Origin of the sequence: Dactylosporangium sp. NPDC050688, assembly GCF_040654515.1 — a bacterium.
GTDB lineage: Bacteria > Actinomycetota > Actinomycetes > Mycobacteriales > Micromonosporaceae > Dactylosporangium.
Genome location: NZ_JBFAIC010000116.1, coordinates 1 through 18,742 on the forward strand (window position 1 = coordinate 1; position 18,742 = coordinate 18,742).

The 18,742-nt window shown below is 71.6% G+C and carries 21 protein-coding genes and 1 pseudogene; 14 read left to right on the forward strand and 8 right to left on the reverse strand.

Translation table 11 applies throughout. From position 1 onward, the window contains the following. Positions 1 to 76: 76 nt before the first annotated feature. From AB0H83_RS49570 to trxA, 5 genes and pseudogenes are all read right to left on the reverse strand, one after another. A complete protein-coding gene (locus AB0H83_RS49570) occupies positions 77 to 490 on the reverse strand; it encodes a CoA-binding protein (protein WP_360110235.1) in 414 nt (137 codons plus the stop codon). A 52-nt stretch (positions 491 to 542) separates the two neighbouring features. Beyond that, positions 543 to 1,277, reverse strand: coding sequence for a hypothetical protein (locus tag AB0H83_RS49575; RefSeq protein ID WP_360110238.1), 735 nt, complete (start codon positions 1,275 to 1,277; stop codon positions 543 to 545). Between the two features lie 97 nt (positions 1,278 to 1,374). Beyond that, positions 1,375 to 2,085, reverse strand: a complete 711-nt coding sequence (locus AB0H83_RS49580) for a hypothetical protein (protein ID WP_360110240.1) — start codon at positions 2,083 to 2,085, stop codon at positions 1,375 to 1,377. A 115-nt stretch (positions 2,086 to 2,200) separates the two neighbouring features. Beyond that, complete coding sequence (locus tag AB0H83_RS49585) at positions 2,201 to 4,480, reverse strand: intein-containing Rv2578c family radical SAM protein (protein ID WP_360110290.1); 2,280 nt, start codon at positions 4,478 to 4,480, stop codon at positions 2,201 to 2,203. A gap of 213 nt (positions 4,481 to 4,693) precedes the next feature. Then, positions 4,694 to 5,047: pseudogene (gene trxA, locus AB0H83_RS49590) on the reverse strand (thioredoxin); the annotation flags it as partial. Positions 5,048 to 5,170: 123 nt separating this feature from the next. On the opposite strand from trxA, the gene AB0H83_RS49595 reads away from it, so the two are divergent. Together AB0H83_RS49595 and AB0H83_RS49600 are read left to right on the forward strand one after the other, a co-directional pair. Continuing rightward, complete coding sequence (locus AB0H83_RS49595) at positions 5,171 to 5,578, forward strand: DCC1-like thiol-disulfide oxidoreductase family protein (protein ID WP_360110243.1); 408 nt, start codon at positions 5,171 to 5,173, stop codon at positions 5,576 to 5,578. 271 nt (positions 5,579 to 5,849) lie between these two features. Beyond that, complete coding sequence (locus tag AB0H83_RS49600; RefSeq protein WP_360110246.1) at positions 5,850 to 6,332, forward strand: hypothetical protein; 483 nt, start codon at positions 5,850 to 5,852, stop codon at positions 6,330 to 6,332. Positions 6,333 to 6,437: 105 nt separating this feature from the next. On the opposite strand, the gene AB0H83_RS49605 is transcribed toward AB0H83_RS49600, so the two are convergent. Then, positions 6,438 to 7,196, reverse strand: a complete 759-nt coding sequence (locus tag AB0H83_RS49605) for a DUF695 domain-containing protein (RefSeq protein WP_360110252.1) — start codon at positions 7,194 to 7,196, stop codon at positions 6,438 to 6,440. 21 nt (positions 7,197 to 7,217) lie between these two features. Then, on the reverse strand, positions 7,218 to 7,712 hold the full coding sequence (locus AB0H83_RS49610; RefSeq protein WP_327006459.1) for a MaoC family dehydratase: 495 nt from the start codon (positions 7,710 to 7,712) through the stop codon (positions 7,218 to 7,220). Positions 7,713 to 8,004: 292 nt separating this feature from the next. Here AB0H83_RS49610 and AB0H83_RS49615 point away from each other — a divergent pair, with 292 nt between their 5' ends. From AB0H83_RS49615 to AB0H83_RS49660, 10 genes are all read left to right on the forward strand, one after another. Next, positions 8,005 to 8,439: a hypothetical protein gene (locus tag AB0H83_RS49615; protein WP_360110256.1), complete on the forward strand. Its 435-nt coding sequence runs from the start codon at positions 8,005 to 8,007 to the stop codon at positions 8,437 to 8,439. After that, entirely contained in the window at positions 8,436 to 9,422 is a 987-nt protein-coding gene (locus AB0H83_RS49620; protein ID WP_360110258.1) for an MFS transporter permease, read from the forward strand. Before AB0H83_RS49615 ends, AB0H83_RS49620 begins: the two co-directional genes overlap by 4 nt. Positions 9,423 to 9,588: 166 nt before the next feature. Continuing rightward, positions 9,589 to 10,206 carry an RNA methyltransferase gene (locus tag AB0H83_RS49625; protein WP_360110261.1) on the forward strand — a complete coding sequence of 206 codons (618 nt, stop codon included), beginning with the start codon at positions 9,589 to 9,591 and terminating at the stop codon, positions 10,204 to 10,206. Between the two features lie 19 nt (positions 10,207 to 10,225). Next, positions 10,226 to 10,906 carry a DUF6758 family protein gene (locus AB0H83_RS49630; protein WP_360110264.1) on the forward strand — a complete coding sequence of 227 codons (681 nt, stop codon included), beginning with the start codon at positions 10,226 to 10,228 and terminating at the stop codon, positions 10,904 to 10,906. 137 nt (positions 10,907 to 11,043) lie between these two features. Beyond that, entirely contained in the window at positions 11,044 to 11,202 is a 159-nt protein-coding gene (locus AB0H83_RS49635) for a hypothetical protein (RefSeq protein WP_203853873.1), read from the forward strand. Positions 11,203 to 11,207: 5 nt separating this feature from the next. Then, the gene (locus tag AB0H83_RS49640) at positions 11,208 to 12,038 is read left to right on the forward strand and encodes a PH domain-containing protein (protein WP_360110267.1); all 831 of its coding nucleotides are present in this window, start codon (positions 11,208 to 11,210) and stop codon (positions 12,036 to 12,038) included. Positions 12,039 to 12,116: 78 nt separating this feature from the next. Further along, on the forward strand, positions 12,117 to 12,812 hold the full coding sequence (locus AB0H83_RS49645) for a SigE family RNA polymerase sigma factor (protein WP_360110270.1): 696 nt from the start codon (positions 12,117 to 12,119) through the stop codon (positions 12,810 to 12,812). Then, positions 12,809 to 14,029: a hypothetical protein gene (locus AB0H83_RS49650; RefSeq protein ID WP_360110273.1), complete on the forward strand. Its 1,221-nt coding sequence runs from the start codon at positions 12,809 to 12,811 to the stop codon at positions 14,027 to 14,029. The genes AB0H83_RS49645 and AB0H83_RS49650 overlap by 4 nt, the downstream gene beginning before the upstream one ends. Beyond that, complete coding sequence (locus AB0H83_RS49655; RefSeq protein WP_360110276.1) at positions 14,030 to 14,878, forward strand: PHP domain-containing protein; 849 nt, start codon at positions 14,030 to 14,032, stop codon at positions 14,876 to 14,878. A 263-nt stretch (positions 14,879 to 15,141) separates the two neighbouring features. Then, entirely contained in the window at positions 15,142 to 15,933 is a 792-nt protein-coding gene (locus AB0H83_RS49660) for a TetR/AcrR family transcriptional regulator (protein ID WP_360110279.1), read from the forward strand. Positions 15,934 to 15,954: 21 nt separating this feature from the next. Here AB0H83_RS49660 and AB0H83_RS49665 read toward each other — a convergent pair whose 3' ends face one another. Continuing rightward, positions 15,955 to 17,196: a glycoside hydrolase family 18 protein gene (locus AB0H83_RS49665; protein WP_360110282.1), complete on the reverse strand. Its 1,242-nt coding sequence runs from the start codon at positions 17,194 to 17,196 to the stop codon at positions 15,955 to 15,957. 115 nt (positions 17,197 to 17,311) lie between these two features. On the opposite strand from AB0H83_RS49665, the gene AB0H83_RS49670 reads away from it, so the two are divergent. Both AB0H83_RS49670 and AB0H83_RS49675 read left to right on the forward strand, forming a co-directional pair. Beyond that, positions 17,312 to 17,929, forward strand: coding sequence for a MarC family protein (locus tag AB0H83_RS49670; protein ID WP_360110284.1), 618 nt, complete (start codon positions 17,312 to 17,314; stop codon positions 17,927 to 17,929). 34 nt (positions 17,930 to 17,963) lie between these two features. Next, the coding region (locus AB0H83_RS49675; RefSeq protein WP_360110287.1) for a PD-(D/E)XK nuclease family protein at positions 17,964 to 18,742 on the forward strand (779 nt) is incomplete at its 3' end.

An 18,742-nucleotide genomic window follows, 5' to 3' on the forward strand; every position in this document is an offset into this window, starting at 1 on the left:
ATGCGCGAGGCACCGTTCCTGCTCATCGGCGAAGGCACCAGCGAGATCCAGAAGACCATCATCAGCCGCGGACTGCTCAAGGAGTACGGGGTCCGTTGATCGCGTGCACCGCCCTGACCACGGCGATGCATGTGTCCTCGACGTAGTCGATGCCGGCGGCCTCGGCGAGGGCGCGCCCCTCGGGCGAGACGATGTCCTGCTGCAGCCAGACCGCCGGCGCGCCGATCGCGATCGCGTCCTTCACCACCTGCGTGGCGTCCGCCGACGGCCGGAACACGTTGACGAAATCCACGGGCTCCGGGATGTCGGCGAGGCTGCGGTACGCCCGCACCCCGAAGATCTCCGTCGCGAACGGGTTCACCGGGATGATCCGCCAGCCGCGCCGCTGGATCGACAGCGGCACCGAGTGGGCGGTCTTGCGAGGGTCCCGAGACGCTCCGACGACGGCGATGGTCGTGGACTCCCGCAGGATCTGCTCAGCGCTGCGCATGCCTCGACCGTAGCGCGCCACCCCCGCCCCGCCCGGGGCCCGGCGGCGCGCGTCACAGCGCCGGGATCGGGGTCGGGCCGCCGGCCAGTCCCGCCGACAGCCGCGCCCCGAGCAGCGCCGCGTGGACCCGCACCGCCTCGGCCGGCGCGCCGATCGACGCACGCCGGCCGGGGTGCGCCACGTAGTACCCGATCAGATCGAGCAGGAACAGCAGGCTGCCGTCGACGTCCTCCGGCCGCACCGTCACCGGCCGCGGCCGGCCCGCCACCTTTAGGTCGAGGCGAGGATGCGACCGGTCACCGTTGAGCTCGACGCGTTCGATGGTGTCCCAGCGCAACAGCCGCGACCCGATCCCCACGCCGTCGCCGGTGAGGCGGACGGTGGGCGTGCCGCGCACGAGCCGCAGCAGCCCGCGGGCGCCGCTCCCGTACAGCACGGCCGCGACGGCGAGCGCGCCGCCGGCGGCGACCGGCCCCGCATCGACCAGCAGCGCGCCGACGGCCAGCACCGAGCCGACGGCGAGCAGCCGCCCGACCCTGGCGCACCCCTCGCGGAACGGCCGGTGGAACTCCCAGGCGGGCCGCGCCGGCGCCTCCTCGCGGCGGCGCAGCTCGTTGACCGCGAAGTTGGTGCCGTGCACGACCACGTTGGCCAGCACGAACGGCAGCAGGACCGGGCTGCCGGACGGCCTGCCGGACGCCAGCAGCAGGCCACCGGCGACCAGCGTCACGGCGGGCGGGACGGCGACCCACAGCCAGTTCAGCGGGTTGCGTCGCGACGCGGTCATGGCCATACGCTACGGACCGCGATCCACCGGCTGCGTCACCCGATCAGGCCCGAGCCGCCGCTGCTCGCCCGGCTCGGCCACCTTCGCCGCGGCGCGGTCAGGTGACCTGCCGGGTGAGCGTGCCGCGGAGCCGCTCCAGCTCCTCCGGGGTGCCGATCGCGGCGCGCCGCTCGGGCTGCCGGGCGTACAGGTCGATGACCCGGGTCAGGAAGTACAGCGACACCTCGAGGGGCACGTCCTCGCCGGGCCGGAACTCCCGCACCCGCCGCCCCTGCACCAGCTCAGGGCTGCCGACCGCCCAGGCGCCGGGCTCCGACGTGGTGTCGAGGGCGTCCCACGGCACGAACGAGCGCCCGCCGTCGATCGCGATGCCTTCGGCGGTCAGGACCAGCGGGCCGCTGCGCAGCATCTTGACCGACAGGATCAGCAGGAACAGGGTGGTGAGGACGATGATCCCGTACGACATGGCGCGCAGCACCGACAGGTGCCCGACCCGGAAGCCGTTGAACGCCATCAGCACCAACGCGGCGCCGAGCACCCCATAGAACACGCACTGCCGGCGGAAGCTCGGCTGGACCCGGAACGCCGCCTGCTCCCGCCACACGACGATCGCGAACGTCGACGGTCCCCGGGTCGTCTGGGCCAGCAGGATGAGCCCGAACGCGATCCCGATCGTGGCGATGATCAGCAGCGTGAGCAGCAACGGCACGTAGGCGCCCGGGTCGTCTTTGGCCACGACCGGCACCAGCACGCCGACCACGACGGTCGGCGCCAGGAGCACCAGGAAGTCACCGGCACGAGCACGCATACGACCGAGCTTATGCACGCTAGCTGACTGTTTCCTGACCGCCGATCACAGCAGCGACAGCTGCTCGACGGTTTCCACCGCCCGAATCGCCCGCCCACCCGCAGCAGCGCCCCGTTCAGGCACGGCCGCGGCGATGGCGGGCTTGGGTCCGGTGGTGACGGCGGTCCGCCCGGCCCCGGCTGCAGCGGTGGTCCGCTCGAACCCGGCCGCAGCGGCGGCGGTCCGGTCGTGCCCGGCGGCGGTCCGCTCGAATCCGGCCGCAGCGGTGGCGGTCTGGTCGTGCCCGTCGGTGGTCCGCTCGAATCCGGCCGCAGCGGTGGCGGCCCGCTCGGACCCGGCCATGGTGCTCGGGCCGCCCGTCGCGGCGTAGTCCCGCGCGGGTGGTGGCGACCCCCGCCTCCGACGGTGACCTCGGTGCCGCCCCGGTGGCCGTGTCCGGTGCCGAGAGCAACAGCGCCTCGGATGGTGCACCGGCGGGTGACGGGCCCGCGGACGGCTGGCGGGTCGTGCCGGTGCCGCCGGTCGGCAGGCCGTGGCGGCGGCAGGCGAGCCGGACCCGGGCGGCGACCTCGCGCTGGTAGGCCTGGCCGGTGTACGCGCCGTCGCCGTACAGCTGCCGGTAGCGCGGCACCAGGTGCGGGTGCTCGCGGGCGAGCCAGGCCTGATACCACTCCCGCGCACCGGGGCGCAGGTGCAGCGGCAGGGGCACGACGCTGGCGGCGCCGGCCGCGGCGAGGGCGGCGACGGTCGCGTCGACCGACTCGGGGGTGTCGGTGAGGCCGGGCAGGATCGGGGCCATGAGCACCCCGACGGCGAACCCGGCGTCGGCGAAGCGCCGCACCACGTCGAGCCGGCGGTGAGGGCTGGGCGTGCCCGGCTCCACGGAGCGCCACAGCGCCTCGTCGAGGAAGCCGATCGACATCGACACGCTGACGCTCGTCACCGCCGCGGCCTGGGTCAGCAGGTCGAGGTCGCGGGCGATCAGGGTGCCCTTGGTCAGGATCGAGAACGGGTTGGCGTGGTCGCGCAGCGCGGCGAGAATGCCGGGCATCAGCCGGTAGCGCCCCTCGGCGCGCTGGTAGCAGTCGACGTTGGTGCCCATGGCCAGGTGCCTGCCCGGCCACGACGGCGCGGCCAGCTCGCGGCGCAGCACGTCCGGGGCGTTGACCTTGACCACGATCTGCGAGTCGAAGTCATGGCCGGCGTCCAGGTCGAGGTAGGTGTGGGTGTTGCGGGCGAAGCAGTTGTGGCTGACCACCCCGGCGGCGATGAAGTCGCCGGTGCCGGTGGTGATGTCGAACATCGGCAGGTCGACGCCGAGCGGCTCGATCGCGGTCACCCGCAGGCTCTCGTCGCCGCGGACGAGCTCGCCGGCGACGGTGCCGGTCGGCGTGACCGGGGCGAACATCAGCCCGAACCGCAGCCGCTCCCGGACCCCGCCGAGCACCCTGGTCAGGGCGCCGTCGGTGACGGTGGCGAAGCCGAGCACGGCCAGGCACTCGACCAGCCAGTCGACGACGACCTTGTCGACCACGTCGAAGACGGGCAGGTCGCCGCCGGCGGGGGAGAGCTGGCCGGCGGCGTCGAACAGGCCGGCGACGAACCCCTGCCGCCAGGCGCGGGGCGGCTCGTCGGGCCAGTCGAGCACGTCGCTCGCGTCGCGGACACTGGCGCCCGCATACTCGCGGTCGTCGGCGGCCATCGCGTGCAGCCCGCCGCACGCCGTGGCGTAGGCCCTGGCCCGGCGCAGCGCCGCGGGTGCGACGGGGCCGACGTGCCCGTCACCGTGCACGAACCCGCACAGATAGCCGCGCCGGTACGCCGGGGACTCGGGCGGCCGCTCGGGCAGCGCGCCGAAGCCGGCGAGCCGGTTGGCGGTGGTCAGGTGGGGGCGGCGGGCGCGGCCGTGCCGGGCGCCCGTGACGTGCTTCCAGCCGCGGTCGGACAGGAACCGGTGGTCGCCGGAGGCGACCAGGGTGGTGCCGTCGTGCAGGGTGACGCGGTGCGCGGCCTTCACGGTGGACCAGTGCGCGAGGACGGTCGTCGGCACGTAGCGCCGCACCCGTCCGTCACGCACGGTGCCGATGATCGCGTCGCCAGGGCGTAGATCCGCCAGCGGGCGAGTGGTGCCGTCGGCCATGAGGATCGGGGTGTCGCCGGCGAGGCAGTAGACGCACGCGTGCGAGCAGCCCCGATACGGGTTGATCGTCCATTCGAACGGCACCCTGGACTGCCCAGGCACCCGGTTGATCAGGGATTTTGCCCGCACCTCGTAGAACGTGACACCCCGGAACTCCGGGGTGTCGAAGGTGCGGGCGACGGCCCCGGGCAGTGCGAGTGGCAGGGCTCGCACTGGCCCGGCGGCGCCGGTGCCGGGGCCGTCAGTCGCCGTCAGGTTGTCCCATCGCACGGGTTCATTCGAACACGCGTACGAACGGACCGCAAGCTACGCCTCGATCGATTCCCCGACCGAGTTCTCACGCTCCGTGACACCGGCCGGCTCGGCGTCCGAGGCCTCAGTCTTGGCGGTCTCGGTCTTCGCGGTCTCGGTCTTGGCCGTCTCGGTCTTCGGGGCGGCGGCCTCGGCCTCACCGTGCTTGCCGGCGGCGTGCTCGGCGATCTGCGCCCGGACCTCGTCCATGTCGAGCTCGCGGACCTGCTTGATCAGCGACTCGAGCTGCTGCTCACGCATCATGCCGGGCTGGGAGAACACCGCGACGCCGTCGCGGACGATCATCAGCGTGGGGATCGAGCGGATCTGGAACTCCATTGCGAGCTCCGGCTGGGCTTCGGTGTCCACCTTGCCGAAGAGCAGGTCCGGGTTGTTCTCCGAAACCTTCTCGTACGTCGGCGCAAAGGCCCGACACGGCCCGCACCACTCGGCCCAGAAGTCGACCAGGGTGATGCCGTCGCCGCCGACCTTCTCGGCGAAGTTCTCGGCGGTCAGTTCTACGGTTGCCATGTCTGTCCGATCCTTTCGGGCGTCGGGTACGCACCGTTGTAACCACGTACCCCTTACCGGCATTCCCAACCGGTGTCCGGGCTCACGATGGCGTCGGCGGGCGCGTGTTCCATGATGGAGGACATGGATCGGCCGACGTTCGTCTTCGATGGTGACTGCGCCTTCTGTTCATCATGCGCCCGGTTCATCGAGCGCCGCATCAGGCCGGCCGCCGACGTCGTGGCGTGGCAGTTCACCGATCTCGACACGCTGGGCCTCACCGAGGAGGAGGCGGGCGCCGCGGTGCAGTGGGTGACCGCCGGCCGCGCCCCGACCGCGGGCCCTGTCGCGATCGCCGACATGCTCAGGACCGCGCCGGGCCTCGCCGGGCGGCTGCTCTGGCGCCCCGCCGGGGCCGTCCTGGGGCTGCGGCCCGTCGCCGCGCTCGCCTGGCCGGTGTACCGGTGGGTCGCCCGCAACCGGCACCGGATGCCCGGCGGCACGGCGGCCTGCGCGCTGCCACCGGACCACCCGGCCCGCGCCGCCCACTGAACGCTGAACGCCGGACCCCGCGCCGCCCACTGAACGCTGAACGCCGGACCCCGCGCCGCCCACTGAACGCTGAACGCCGGACCCCGCGCCGCCCGTAGCAGCCCTGCGGCGCCGCAACAGCCCCACGCTGCCCACGAACGCCCGCGCCGCCCGCCGCAGACCCCCGCACCGGGCGTCCGTGGCGCGCCGGTGTAAGGGACATGGGGGCAAACCCGCATATTTGCGGCTGGGTCGGACTTTTCGGCATACGCTCGCGAGTGGGAGGTACGCCATGCCGAGCCAGCCCACACCGAGCCAGCCCAGCGCCGGGATCGACCTGCCGCTGCACCGGCACGAGTGGGACCGGCTCGTCAGGCTTCCCCGCCACGTCCTCGTCGTCGCCAGCGCCGGGGACGACAACGTCGACGCCGTCGCCGGGGTCGAGGCCATCGCGGCCGGCCAGCGCTCCAGGGCGCTGCTCGTCCGTGGCGTCGTCGCGGCGATCTTCGCCGAGCAGGTCACCGACACCGCACCACTGGACCGCCCGGGCGTGCTCGCCGAGTGCGGCGCGGCCGTGCGGATGCTGGCCGGACGGCTGGGTCCAGACGTCGCACTCGCCTACGGCGAGTGGCTGATGGACGTCGCGGCCAGCGTCGGCCGGACCGCGTGGCGGCCCGGCGTGATCCGGCTCGGCGGGGTGGAGGTCCTGCTCGCCGAGCGGGAGTTCGTCAACGAGATCGGCAGGGAATTGGCGCGGGCCCTGCACCGCCAGTAGCGGGCGCCGCGCCGGTGGGCGCCGGTCGGGTGGGCTGGTCAATCCTTCTCATCCGGCTGGCCTCCAAACCTCATCCGGCCGGCCTTCAAACCACCCGGCAGCGCCTCATGCCTGGACCATGCAGCCCCAGCCGTCGTAGATGCCGTCATGGCGCTCCACGACCCCGCGGACCTCCCAGGTGACCTCGTGCAGCGCCGGCGGCTCGACCGCGTCGCGGCGGATCGCCTGCAGCACGAAGTCGGCCTCGTCGCCCCGCTCGACGGTCACCGCGAACCCGAGGTTGCGCAGGTCCCCGGCGGCCGCCTCGGCGCGGTCGGCGTCGGGGAAGTACGCGAGGAACTCCACCGGCCGCGGCTGGCTGAGCCGGTCGCCGTGGCCCTCCAGCTCCTGCACGACCTGGTTGTCCTCCATGATGTTGCGCTGCCACGCGTCGGGGGTGAGCTCGTCGCGGACCCGGGTCCAGCCCGGGTCGGAGCCGAGCGTGCCGGTGGGGTGCAGCGCGGGCAGGTCCGGCAGCGCCGGCGCGGCCGCGCCGGCGGGCAGGTAGCCGGTGATGCGGCCGGTGTTGGCCGTCACCACCCGGCCGACCATGGCACCGCCGGCACTGCGCAGTGCCTGCCGGACGGCCTCGTCGAGGGCGTGGATGGCGCCCAGCTCGGACTCGGCGGGCATACCGCTGGCGCCGTCACCCTCGTAGGTGAAGTCGACGTCGAAGCGCTGCGGCAACCGCGCCACCGGGGCGGCCTCGACCGCGCCGAGGTCGATGTTGTACATCGCCAGCGCGTCGCCGACCTCGCCCGGGTACACGGCCCAGCGCTCGACCCAAGCCGGCTCGCGCCCCAGCAGCCTGCGCAGTAGACCCACTGCCGTCCTCCTCAAACGCGTCTATTCGCGGGGCACCGGAAAACTCGGCATCTCCGGGCCGGCGTGCGACTTCTTCGGCACCATGACCTTGCGCCGGAACACGCAGATCAGGGTGCCGTCCTGCTTGTATCCCTTGGTCTGGACGGTGACCACGCCGCGGTCGTCCTTGGACTCCGACTCGCGCTTGTCCAGCACCGTGGTCTCGCCGTAGATGGTGTCACCGTGAAACGTCGGCGCGGTGTGCCGCAGCGATTCGACTTCGAGGTTGGCGATCGCCTTGCCGGACACGTCGGGCACCGACATGCCGAGCAGGATCGAATAGACGTAGTTGCCCACCACCACGTTGCGCTGGAATTGGGTCGACGTCTCGGCGTAGTGGACGTCCAGGTGCAGCGGATGGTGGTTCATCGTCAGCAGACAGAACAGGTGGTCGTCGGACTCCGTGACCGTCTTGCCCGGCCAGTGCCGGTAGACGGCGCCGACCTCGAACTCCTCGAAATACCGGCCGAACTGCATCTCGCACTCCCTCGTCGTTGTGGGGTCTGCAAGCATGCCGGGTACGGCTGCGAAATTCAGCCGAGTGTGACAAAGACGCAGTGAGCGGCGGGGCCCTCCCTGGCACCCGCCGCCCACGCTGTGTGACCAGTATCTTGAGGGCGGATGCAACGCTCCGTATAGAGACGTAGATCACAGTTATGGAAATGAGACGAAAATTGAGCGTGGCGACTACGGAGTGTGTCGATGGTCTCACTACAGAGCGTAGTGGTCGGGCGGGTGGCGTGACGGCGGACGGTAAAGTCTGGCGCCGATGGAAGCGTTGAGCCCGCGGGGGCGCCTGACACGGGTGGCGGTGACGCTGGTGGTCGTCGCGCTGACGTTCGCCGGCACGCTCTTCGGCGACGACTTCGACTTCCCGTTCGCTCCGTTCCAGATGTTCGCGATCGCCGACGACCCCGACGAGCCGGTCCTGGTGCTGCGCACCGACGGGATCGACACCACGGGCCGGCGGATCGTGCTCGACGAGCGCAACGCCGGGGTGCGCCGGGCCGAGATCGAGGCGCAGATCGACCGGTTCAAGGCCGACCCCAGCCTGCTGCGGTCGATCCAGGACGCCTACGCCGCCCGCAACCCGGGCCGGCCGCCGCTGGTGGAGGTCGACATCGTCGAGGTCCAGCACCACCTGCGCGGCGCGCAGCCGACCGGCGTGGTCACCGAGGTCGTGCTGGCCAGGTGGAAGCCGTGACCGCGCCCGCGGCCCGGACCGCGATCAGGCCGGTGGCGAAGCTGCGCGGCTGGCTCTTCGAGCCCGTGCCGAAGGGGCGCATCGCCGCCTTCCGCACCCTGATCTACGTCTTCGTCGTGCTCGACGTGGTGTTCTTCAGCGCCTGGATCAAGCACCACGGCGACCTGCCCGGCAACCTCTACCAGCCGCTGGTCATCGGCCGGATCCTGCCGCTGCCGACGCCGACCCCGCTGGTTGTCGGCGCGATCTACTGGGCCCTCATCCCGCTGTCGCTCGCCGCCGCGACCGGCCGGGCCCACCGGCTGCTCGGCTGGAGCGTGTTCGTCCTGTACTTCGAGTGGATGATCATCGCGATGAGCTACGGCAAGATCGACCACGACCGGTTCGGCCTGCTCGTCGCGCTCGCCGTGCTGCCGGCCGCCGGGCGCGCCCGGCACGGCGACAAGGAGCTCACCGAGGCCGGCGGCTGGGCGCTGCGGCTCACCCAGATCGGCGTGATCTGCACGTACTTCCTGGCCTCGATCGCCAAGCTGCGCTTCGGCGGTTTCGCCTGGCTGACCGGGGCCACGCTGACCCGGTCCTTCATCCGCCGCGGCACCGCGCTGGCGCACTGGCTGCTCGGCATCCCGGGCTTCACCACGGTCAGCCAGATCGGGATCGTCGGCTTCGAACTGTTCAGCCCGCTGGTGTTCGTGGTCAGGCCGAAGCTGCGCTACGCCATGGTCGCCGGCTTCTACGCCTTCCACGTCCTGACGTTCAGCCTGATCACGATCTCGTTCATCCCGCACCAGGTGGCGATGGTCAGCTTCCTGCCACTGGAGAAGGTCACGCCCGTCGTCTGGGCGCGCCGGCTCCTCGGGCGCGGCCGCCGGGCCGCCGGGAACGGCGGCTCAGCCGCCGAACAGGCTCGCGAAGAAGTCGCCGAAACCGCCGGCGATGTCCATCAGCGCGCCGCCGATGGACTTGACCACCTCGGCCGCTGACTGCGGCCGATACGCGACGAAGAAGATGAGGAAGGCAATGCCTCCCCAGGTGAGGACCTTCTTGACCATTGCCGCCAATCCCCTCTGGGCCCGCGATTGCAAGGAACGTAGCGTATCGGGTGAGCGCCACAGGGTGAATGAGTGTCGGCCCGGGGATTCACGGTAGATGCACAACGAGGATGAGGTCGGGGTGGGGCCGTGGGCCGGCGAATGGCCGACCGCGGCGCACTACGACCCGGAGCTGCTCGCCGCGGGTGACCGGCGCAATGTCGTGGACCGTTACCGGTACTGGCGGCTGGAGGCCATCGTGGCCGACCTGGACACCCGCCGGCACGATTTCCACGTCGCGATCGAGAACTGGCAGCACGACCTCAACATCGGCACCGTGGTCCGCAACGCCAACGCGTTTCTCGCCGCCGAGGTGCACATCGTCGGCCGCCGCCGCTGGAACCGGCGCGGCGCCATGGTCACCGACCGCTATCAACACGTGCGGCACCACCCGAGCGTCGAGGAGTTCCTGGACTGGGCCGCCGGGCAGGACCTGCCGGTGATCGGCATCGACAACCTGCCCGGCGCGCTACCCCTGGAGCGGGCCGGGCTGCCCCGCCGGTGCGTGCTGCTCTTCGGCCAGGAGGGTCCTGGCCTGTCGGAACCCGCCCGGAAGGCATGTGCCGCGGTGTACTCCATCGCCCAGTACGGCTCCACGCGGTCGATCAACGCCGGCGTCGCGAGCGGGATCGCGATGCACGCCTGGATCCGGGCGTACGGCGACAACAGCCCATAGGACCAATTACCGTGGGTACATGGGCGTCGCAGTCAGCTGTCCCCGTTGTGGCGGCCCGGTGCGGCCACCGGATCTCATGCACTCCGAGTGGAGGTGCGACGAGGACGGCGGGGTGCTGCCGCTGCACGTGGCGCAGCACATCGGACCGGAGATCGTCGAGTCGGCGAGGGCCAAACTCACCGTCGCGGCGCATCGCGCCGGCGAGCGGCGGTCGCTGCCGCTGTGGTGCCCGTGGCCGCTGCCGACCGGCTGGACCGTCACCGGCGTCGGCTGGGTCGGCGACGAGCGCTCCGGCGTGCGCGCCACCGCGGTCGCCTGCAGCGGCCCCTGCCCGGTCGAGCACGGCCCGGCCGACTGCGTGATCATCGCCGAGGAGCCCGGTGTCGGCCTCGGCACCCGGTTCGCCGGCATCCCCGGCACCGACCCCGGCCCGTTCTTCGACGGCGACATCGCCACCACCGTCGCGCACGCCAAGGTCCGGGCGGCCGGCTGGCCGACCCCGCTGTGGATGGCCAAGTCGCCGGACGACCGCTGCTCCTACGTGGGCGAGGCCATGGGCGTGTGGCTGTACGTGGTGATGTGGCCGGCCGCCGCGGGATACCTCCTGGAGGAGGAGCTCGACCTGCACGATCTGGCCGAGGATGTGCCAACCCACCTCGTTTACGGCGCGCCGTCGCCGTATCTTCACGGCAAGGCGTAGAAGGACACGACTAGGATCAACCTTCGGGTCGATGGGGTCGCTGTCGGCGCGGCACACATTCACCGTGCGCCGTGCAACTGATACGCTGAGTTCGCCGCGGTGCTGGGCACGACGCTGCGGGGAGGGGATTGACGGCAATGGTCAAAAAGGTCCTCACCTGGGGAAGCATCGCTTTCCTCATCTTCTTTGTGGCATATCGGCCGCAGTCGGCGGCAGAGGTCTTCAAGTCCATCGGCGGCGGCATCATGGACATCGCCACCGGGTTCGGGGACTTCTTCTCCAGTCTGGTTGCCTGACTGCGATGACCACCGGGTCTGAGCCTCCCGCCGAAGAACCGGGTGCCCGCCGCTGGGAAGACCGCGACACCGAGCCGATCCCGCGGGCCCGCCCCACCAATCCCGACCCCGAGGACCTCGCCGACCCCTACAACGACGGCGCGCAGTCGGCCAGGCTCGGCGGCTACGGCCGCGACGACGACTACTACGACGACGGCCCGCCGACCTTCACCGAGGACGAGTTCTCCGGCCTGCGCTCCGGCGACCCGGGCCCCTCGGTGCCGCCAGGCAGCCGCATGGCGCCCCTCGACGAGGAGGCGAGCCGGCACGCCGCCCGCTATCTCTTCCCGACCGAGAAGTTCCGCGGCGAATGGAAACGCCACTGGATCCAGCTCGCCAGGGAGGGCGGGATCGCGGTGGCCGCCACGATCGCGATGGGATACATCGCGGGCTGGCTGACCAAGCACAATCAGACGCAGCTGCGCACCGCCGTGCTGATCATCTGGGCCGTGGTGATCCTGTACTGCGCCTGGCGGGTCGCCGACTGGTGGTATGACCGCTTCATCCTCACCAACAAACGAGTAATGGTCGTTTCGGGGATCTTCACCCGCAATGTCGCCATGATGCCGCTGCTGCGGGTCACCGACATGAAATACGTGCAGTCGCTGACCGGCCGCATGTTCGGCTACGGGCATTTCGAGCTCGAATCCGCGGGCCAGGACCAGGCGCTGCGCAATATCCGCAACCTGCCCAACCCCAACGAGCTGTATCTGCGCATCGTCGAGGAGATGTACGAGCCCGAGGCCGTGGAGGCCCGCCTGGGCCGCGCCGCCGGCGTCGAGGACGACGGCACCTGAGAATTTTCCTCCGGGGTGCAACCGTGCCGCCCCTCCATCGCGTCTTGCCTGGTGGGCGGAGCGGGGGAGGGAGCGGCGGTGCCGGATGAGGCGGGGTTCCGTGAGGAAGACTTCCGTGATTTCGTCGAGACCAGGTCCAGTGCGCTGCTGCGCACCGCGTACCTGCTCGCCGGCGACTGGGCGACCGCCGAGGATCTGCTCCAGATCGCGCTGACCAAGACCTACCTCGCCTGGAAACGGCTCGGCCACATCGAGGCCGTCGAACCCTACGCCCGCCGGGTGCTGGTGAACACCGCCACCAGCTGGTGGCGCCGCCGCTGGCACGGCGAACGCCCCACGGAGGTGCTGCCGGAGTCGGCCGCCGCCGACCGGGTCGAGGAGAGCCTGGAGCGCGACGCCCTGTGGCGGCACGTCCGGCAGCTGCCCAACCGGCAGCGCGCCGTGCTGGTCCTGCGCTTCTACGAGGACCAGTCGGAGGCGGAGACGGCGCGCCTGCTCGGCGTGTCCGTCGGCACGGTGAAGAGCCAGGCGTCCCGGGCACTGGCGACGCTGCGGCAACGGCTCAGCGCCGACGGCATCGAGCCCGCGGCACGCCCTGCCCGGCCGCCGACCGTGCGGCTGCGACCCCCGGCGCCGACGCCGGCGCCGACCGCACAAGCGGTGGAAGTGGAACCGAAGGCGCAGCCCGCACGCGAAGACGAGTGCGGGACGCCCGAACGGGAGGCCGTCCTGGTGGAGACCTCCGGGCCGGTGGAAGTGGGACTGGTGACGTGACCATGATCGAAGACGCGCTCCGCGAGGCGTTCGCGGCCAAGGCGGGCACCGAGCCGCCGCGGTCGCTGGACGGCATCGCCGACGTCGCCATCCGCAACGCCGGGCGGATCCGCCGCCGGCGGCGCACCGCCGTGACCGGGTTCGCCGCGTTCGTCGTCATGGCGGTCGCCGCCGTCGCCACGTTCCAGGTGATCGCCCCGTCCACGCCCGGCGGCCCCATCGCCCAGAGCGACACCGGCCGGCAGACGACCCAGCCGCAGGCCACCGCCGGCACGCAGACCGCCCCGCCGGCCGCGGCCAAGGAGGTCCCCGCGATCGACGGGCAGGCGCAGCCGTCGCAGACCGTCCGCCTCAAACTGCCCGACAACGGCACCGTCGCCGCCGCGTACAAGGCGAAGGACGGCTACCTCGTCGTCAACACCGGCGGCGGGGGCGGCAACAAGCAGCTGGTGCTGCAGGACGAGCACGACAACCAGCAGGTCCTGGTGAAGAAGGCCTCGGACATCGCGGTGGCCAAGGACGGCGACAAGGTCGCCTGGGCGCAGGAGGGCATGATGACCGTCGCCTCCCGCTCCACCACGTCCGGCGCCGGATCGCCCAACCCGGCATCCACCGCCCCGCCGAAGCTCACCCAGCAGGCCACCGCCGAGGTGCCGCAGTCCGCGGTGCCGGTGACGTTCGTCGGGCCGAACCTGGTCCTGGGCCGCGAGGAGGGCGCCGGTTACAACGTCTGGTACCCCGGGCGCGAATACACCGAGTCGTGGGACCCGGACGTCCTGCGGATCTTCGGGGTCCACCCGGACGCGAAGAGCGTCTACGCCGAGGTCAGGCCCGTCGAGGACGAGAAGTCGATGTGCCTGGCGCTGCTCGCCCTCGACCAGCCGTTCGAGGTCGTGCAGTGGCGGTGCGGGCTGCCGGTCGCGGCGAAGGCGGGCGGGGGGCGGGTCTCCCCGGACGGCAAGTGGCTCGCGTACCCCGTCGAAGGGCTCAAGCAGGTCGCCGTGCTCGACCTCACGAAGATCTTCACCGGCGGGGCGGTCAAGACGTGGACGCTGAACGTCACCACGAAGACCGTGTGGATGAACGCGTCGACGTTCGTGGTCGACAGCGGCGGCAAGTTCTGCGCGATCACCCCGACGGCGGCCGCCGGCACCTTCGAGTCGCTCAACACCGAAAGCGAAGGCGTGGTGCTGATCGAACCGCTCTACTCTGGTTGAGTGCGGATCGATCTTCACTGTCACTCGACGGCCAGTGACGGCACATCGAGCCCGGCGGAGCTGGTCGCGGATGCGGCCGCCGCCGGGCTCGACGTCATGGCGCTGACCGACCACGACACGACGTCCGGGTGGTCCGCCGCGATCGCCGCCCGCCCCGCCGGGCTCACCCTCGTGCCGGGCGCGGAGCTGTCGTGCCGGTGGCACGGCGGGCCGTGGCCGATCTCCCTGCACCTGCTCGCGTACCTGTTCGACCCGTCCGACGCCGCGCTGGCCGTCGAGCTGGCCCGTATCCGCGCCTCCCGGGAGACCCGCGCCGAGCGGATGGTGCACCTCATGCGCGCCGACGGCATCGACGTGACCTGGGCCGAGGTGCTCGAACACGCCGAGGGCGGCACCGTCGGGCGGCCGCACCTGGCCCAGGCGCTGATCCGCCGCGGGCTCGTCGACACGGTGTCGGAGGCGTTCCTGCCGGAGTGGCTCGGGCACCGGTACCGGGTCGGCAAGGAGGACCTCGACGTCTTCGTCGCGCTCCGGCTGGTCATCGAGGCCGGCGGCGTGCCGGTCTTCGCCCATCCGCGGGCCAGCACCCGCGGGCCCGTCGTCCCGGACGTGGTGATCGAGGAGATGGCGGACGAGGGGCTCTTCGGCCTGGAGGCCGACCACACCGACCACACCCCGCAGGAGCGGGCGCACGTGCGGGCCCTCGCCGAGCGGCTCGGGCTGGTCGTCACCGGCTCCAGCGACTACCACGGCACCAACAAGACCGTGCGGCTCGGGGCCAGGACCACCACCCCCGAGGCCCTCGAGCGGATCGTCGAGGCCGCCACCGGCACCAGCGTGATCGCATGACCGGCCCGCAGCGGAGCGAGGAGCTGGTCATCATGGGCGCAGTTTCGTGGTCAGGGTGGCGCCGGAGCGCAGCGGAGGGGTCGGCATGACCGGCCCGCAGCGGAGCGAGGAGCTGGTCATCATGGGCGCAGTCTCGTGGTCAGGGCGGCGCCGGAGCGCAGCGGAGGGGTCGGCATGACCGGCCCGCAGCGGAGCGAGGAGCTGGTCATCATGGGCGCAGTCTCGAGGTCAGGGCGGCGCCGGAGCGCAGCGGAGGGGTCGGCATGACCGGCCCGTCGCGCTCCAGGGGTGACGGCCTGACCGAGTACAGCGGCGCGGGTGATCCTCGGCGCAGCATCGAGCTGCTGTGGGGCACCGCCGCGCCGGCCCGCCGCGGCCCGAAGGCCAAGTTCACCGTCGCCGGCGTCACGTCCGTCGCGATCGCCCTCGCCGACGCCGAGGGCCTCGCCGCCGTGTCCATGCGGCGCGTCGCCGAGCAGCTCGGGGTGACGGCAATGTCGCTGTACACCTACGTGCCCAGCAAGGCGGAGCTGCTCGACGTCATGATCGACACCGTCAGCGCGGAGGCGGTCCGCCCGGCGTTCACCGGATCCGGGTGGCGGGAGCGGCTCACGGAGATCGCCGCCACCAACTGGGCGCTGTACCGGCGGCATCCGTGGCTGCTGCAGATCGCCACCAGCCGGCCCGTGCTCGGGCCGAACGTGATCGCGAAGTACGACTTCGAGCTGCGCGCCTTCGAGTCCTGCGTGGTGCCGGACGTCGATGCCGACCTGCTGCTCAGCCTGGTGCTCAACTACGTCGCCGGCGCGGTGCGCGCGGCGGTGCAGGCCGACCAGGCCGAGCAGAGCACGGGGATGAGCGAGGAGCAGTGGTGGGGGGCGTACGCGCCGCTGCTCGGCGAGGTTCTCGACCCGGCGCGGTTCCCGACGGCGGCGCGGGTGGGCCAGGCGGCCGGGGAGGAGTACGGCGCGGGAGACCCGGTCCGCGCGTACGAGTTCGGGCTGGAGCGGGTCCTGGACGGGATCGACGCGCACCTGGGCCGCCTGCGACAGTGAAGGCGGCCCAGGTTCGCAGCTTTACCGCAGTGCCGTGGCGATCGTCTTGGTGAGGGTGCCGTTGGCGTCGTCACCGTCGAGCGACCAGACCATGGCGCCGCCGTAGCCGGACAGCCGGACGTACAGCGACTTCTGCGCGACCGTGATCTGGTCGTCGTAGGTCCAGAAGGTCGTGCCGTTGAACAGCCACGCGTGGCCCGACAGGAGGTCACGGTGCACCTTGTACCCCTGCGACGGCAGCGTGGCGAGGACCTTGTAGTCCTCGTTGCCGGCGGCCCACGTGCCGGGCGCGGGACCGGACGCGGTCTGGAACAGGCCGTTGTTGGCGTTGGTCACGCCGGTCCAGCCCTGCCCGTAGTACGGGATGCCGAGGACCAGGGACTTCTTCGGGGCGCCGCGGTCGGTCCAGGCCTTCAGCGTGGTGGCGCCGCTGAAGTCGGGGGTGGTCGGCGCGCCGCGCGGGACGAACAGTGCGGACTGCTGGTTGGTCTGGGGCTCCCACGTACCGTGGAAGTCGTAACCCTGGACGGTGGCGAAGTCGAGGTACTTGAAGATCTTCTTGACCTCGAAGCCGGCGTCGATCTTCGCCGGGTTCGCCGGGAGGAACGCGGTCAGCGTCGCCTTCTTGGGCAGCTGCTTGCGGAACTCCGCGAGCAGCAGCGTGAAGTTCTGCTTGTCCTCGGGGCGGATCACGTTGCCCGGGTTGCCCTCCGAGCCCGGCCACTCCCAGTCCAGGTCGAAGCCGTCGAAGACGCCGGTCGAGTAGAACGTGTCGATGCAGGACTTGACGAGCGCCTTGCGCGACGCGTCGGTCAGCACCGCGTCGGAGAAGTTCGCCGACAGCGTCCAGCCGCCGAGCGACAGCAGCACCTTCAGCCCGGGGTGCTTGAGCTTGAGCTTGCGGAGCTGGTTGAAGTTGCCGTTGAGCGTCTGCCCCGGCGCGTCGGCGACCCCGTCGACGCTCTCCTCGGCGGAGACCGGCCGCTGGTAGTCGGCCCACGGGTCGGCGGAGACGCACTTACCGGTCGCGTCCACGTTGCCGAACGCGTAGTTGATGTGTGTCAGGCTCTTGGCCTGCCCGCTCGTCTCGAGGTTCTTGACGTAGTACTGCCGGCCGTAGATGCCCCACTGGATGAAGTACCCGACGCGCTTGTACTGGTCCTGATGCGGCGCGGTGTGCGCCGACGCGGTGCCCGGCACGACCGCCAACGACGCGAGCGTCAGCGACACCGCCAACCCGGCCAGGACGGAGCGTCTGCCCATGAACCCTCCATGACTGTAAGGAAAGTTTGCTGTTTAAGGGCAACGTAGGGGTGCCGTTCGGTGCCGTCAAGACCCTGGTTTCCGGTCGATGCGGGCGCACCACGACAATCCGGGAGTGGATCTCAAGCTCTTCGGCGAAGTCTTCGTGACCCTGCTGGTCATCCTCGACCCGCCGGGCGCGGTGCCGATCTTCCTTGCCCTGACCGGATCGATGGCCGCCAAGCACCGCAACCGCGCCGCCCTGCAGGCGGTCGCCCTGGCCTTCGGCGTCATCGTCGCGTTCGCGCTCGTCGGCCGGCAGATCCTCGCCTACCTGCACATCGACCTGCCCGCCCTGCAGGGCGCCGGCGGCCTGCTGCTCCTGCTGGTCGCCCTGGAGCTGCTGACCGGCAAGACCGACGACCCCCGGCAGGAGGTGACCTCCAACGTCGCCCTCGTGCCACTGGGCACCCCGCTGCTGGCCGGCCCGGGCGCGATCGTCGCCACCATGCTTTTCGTCCGGCGCTCCTCCGGCGCGACCGACTACCTCGCCGTCGCCCTCGGCATCATCGCCGTCATGGCCATCGTGTACCTGGTGCTGCGCTTCTCCGGCGTCCTGGTGCGCATCCTGCGGCCGAGCGGGATCGAGGTCCTCACCCGCATCGCCGGCCTCCTCGTCGCCGCCATCGCCGTGCAGCTGCTCGCCGACGCGATCGGGGCCTTCGTCACCGAGTACCTGCATTCACCCCATTGAGGTTTTGTCGTACCCCGGTGGCAGGATGCGAGGTGTGGACAACGAGCAGCTCGGCCTCTTCGCCCCGCCCCGGCGGCTGTTCACCTGCACGCCCAGCAAGCTCGGCAGCTACGAGGACTGCCCCCGGCGGTACCGGTTCACCTATGTCGACCGCCCGTCGCCGCCCAAGGGCCCTCCGTGGGCGCACAACTCGCTCGGCGCGTCCGTGCACACCGCGCTGCGCAGCTGGTATGCCCTCGACCCCGACCGCCGCGACCGCGCCGCCCTGCCGACCCTGCTGAAGGCCACCTGGGTCAGCGAGGGCTACCGCGACGACACCCAGGAGCGTGACGTCTTCCGCCGCGCCCTCGGCTGGCTCGAGTCCTATGTGGACGGCCTCGACCCGCACGACGAGCCCGTCGGCGTCGAGCGCACCGTCGCCGCCCGCACCGAGACCCTCGCCCTGTCCGGCCGCGTCGACCGCATCGACGAGCGCGCCGGCGAGCTCGTCATCGTCGACTACAAGACCGGCCGCTCCGGCCTCACCCCCGACGACGCCCGCGGCTCCCGCGCGCTCGCCCTCTACGCGATCGCCGCCTCCCGCGTGTTCCGCAAGCCCTGTCACCGCGTCGAGCTGCACCACCTGCCCACGGGCACCGTCGCCGCCCACGACCACACCGACGAGTCCCTGGCCCGCCACCTGCGCCGCGCCGAGGCGACCGCCGCCGACATCACCACCGCCGACGCCGCCCTGGCCGCGGGCGGCAACCCCGACGAGGCCTTCCCGGTGGCGCCGGGGCCGCAGTGCTCATGGTGCGACTTCCGGCGGTCGTG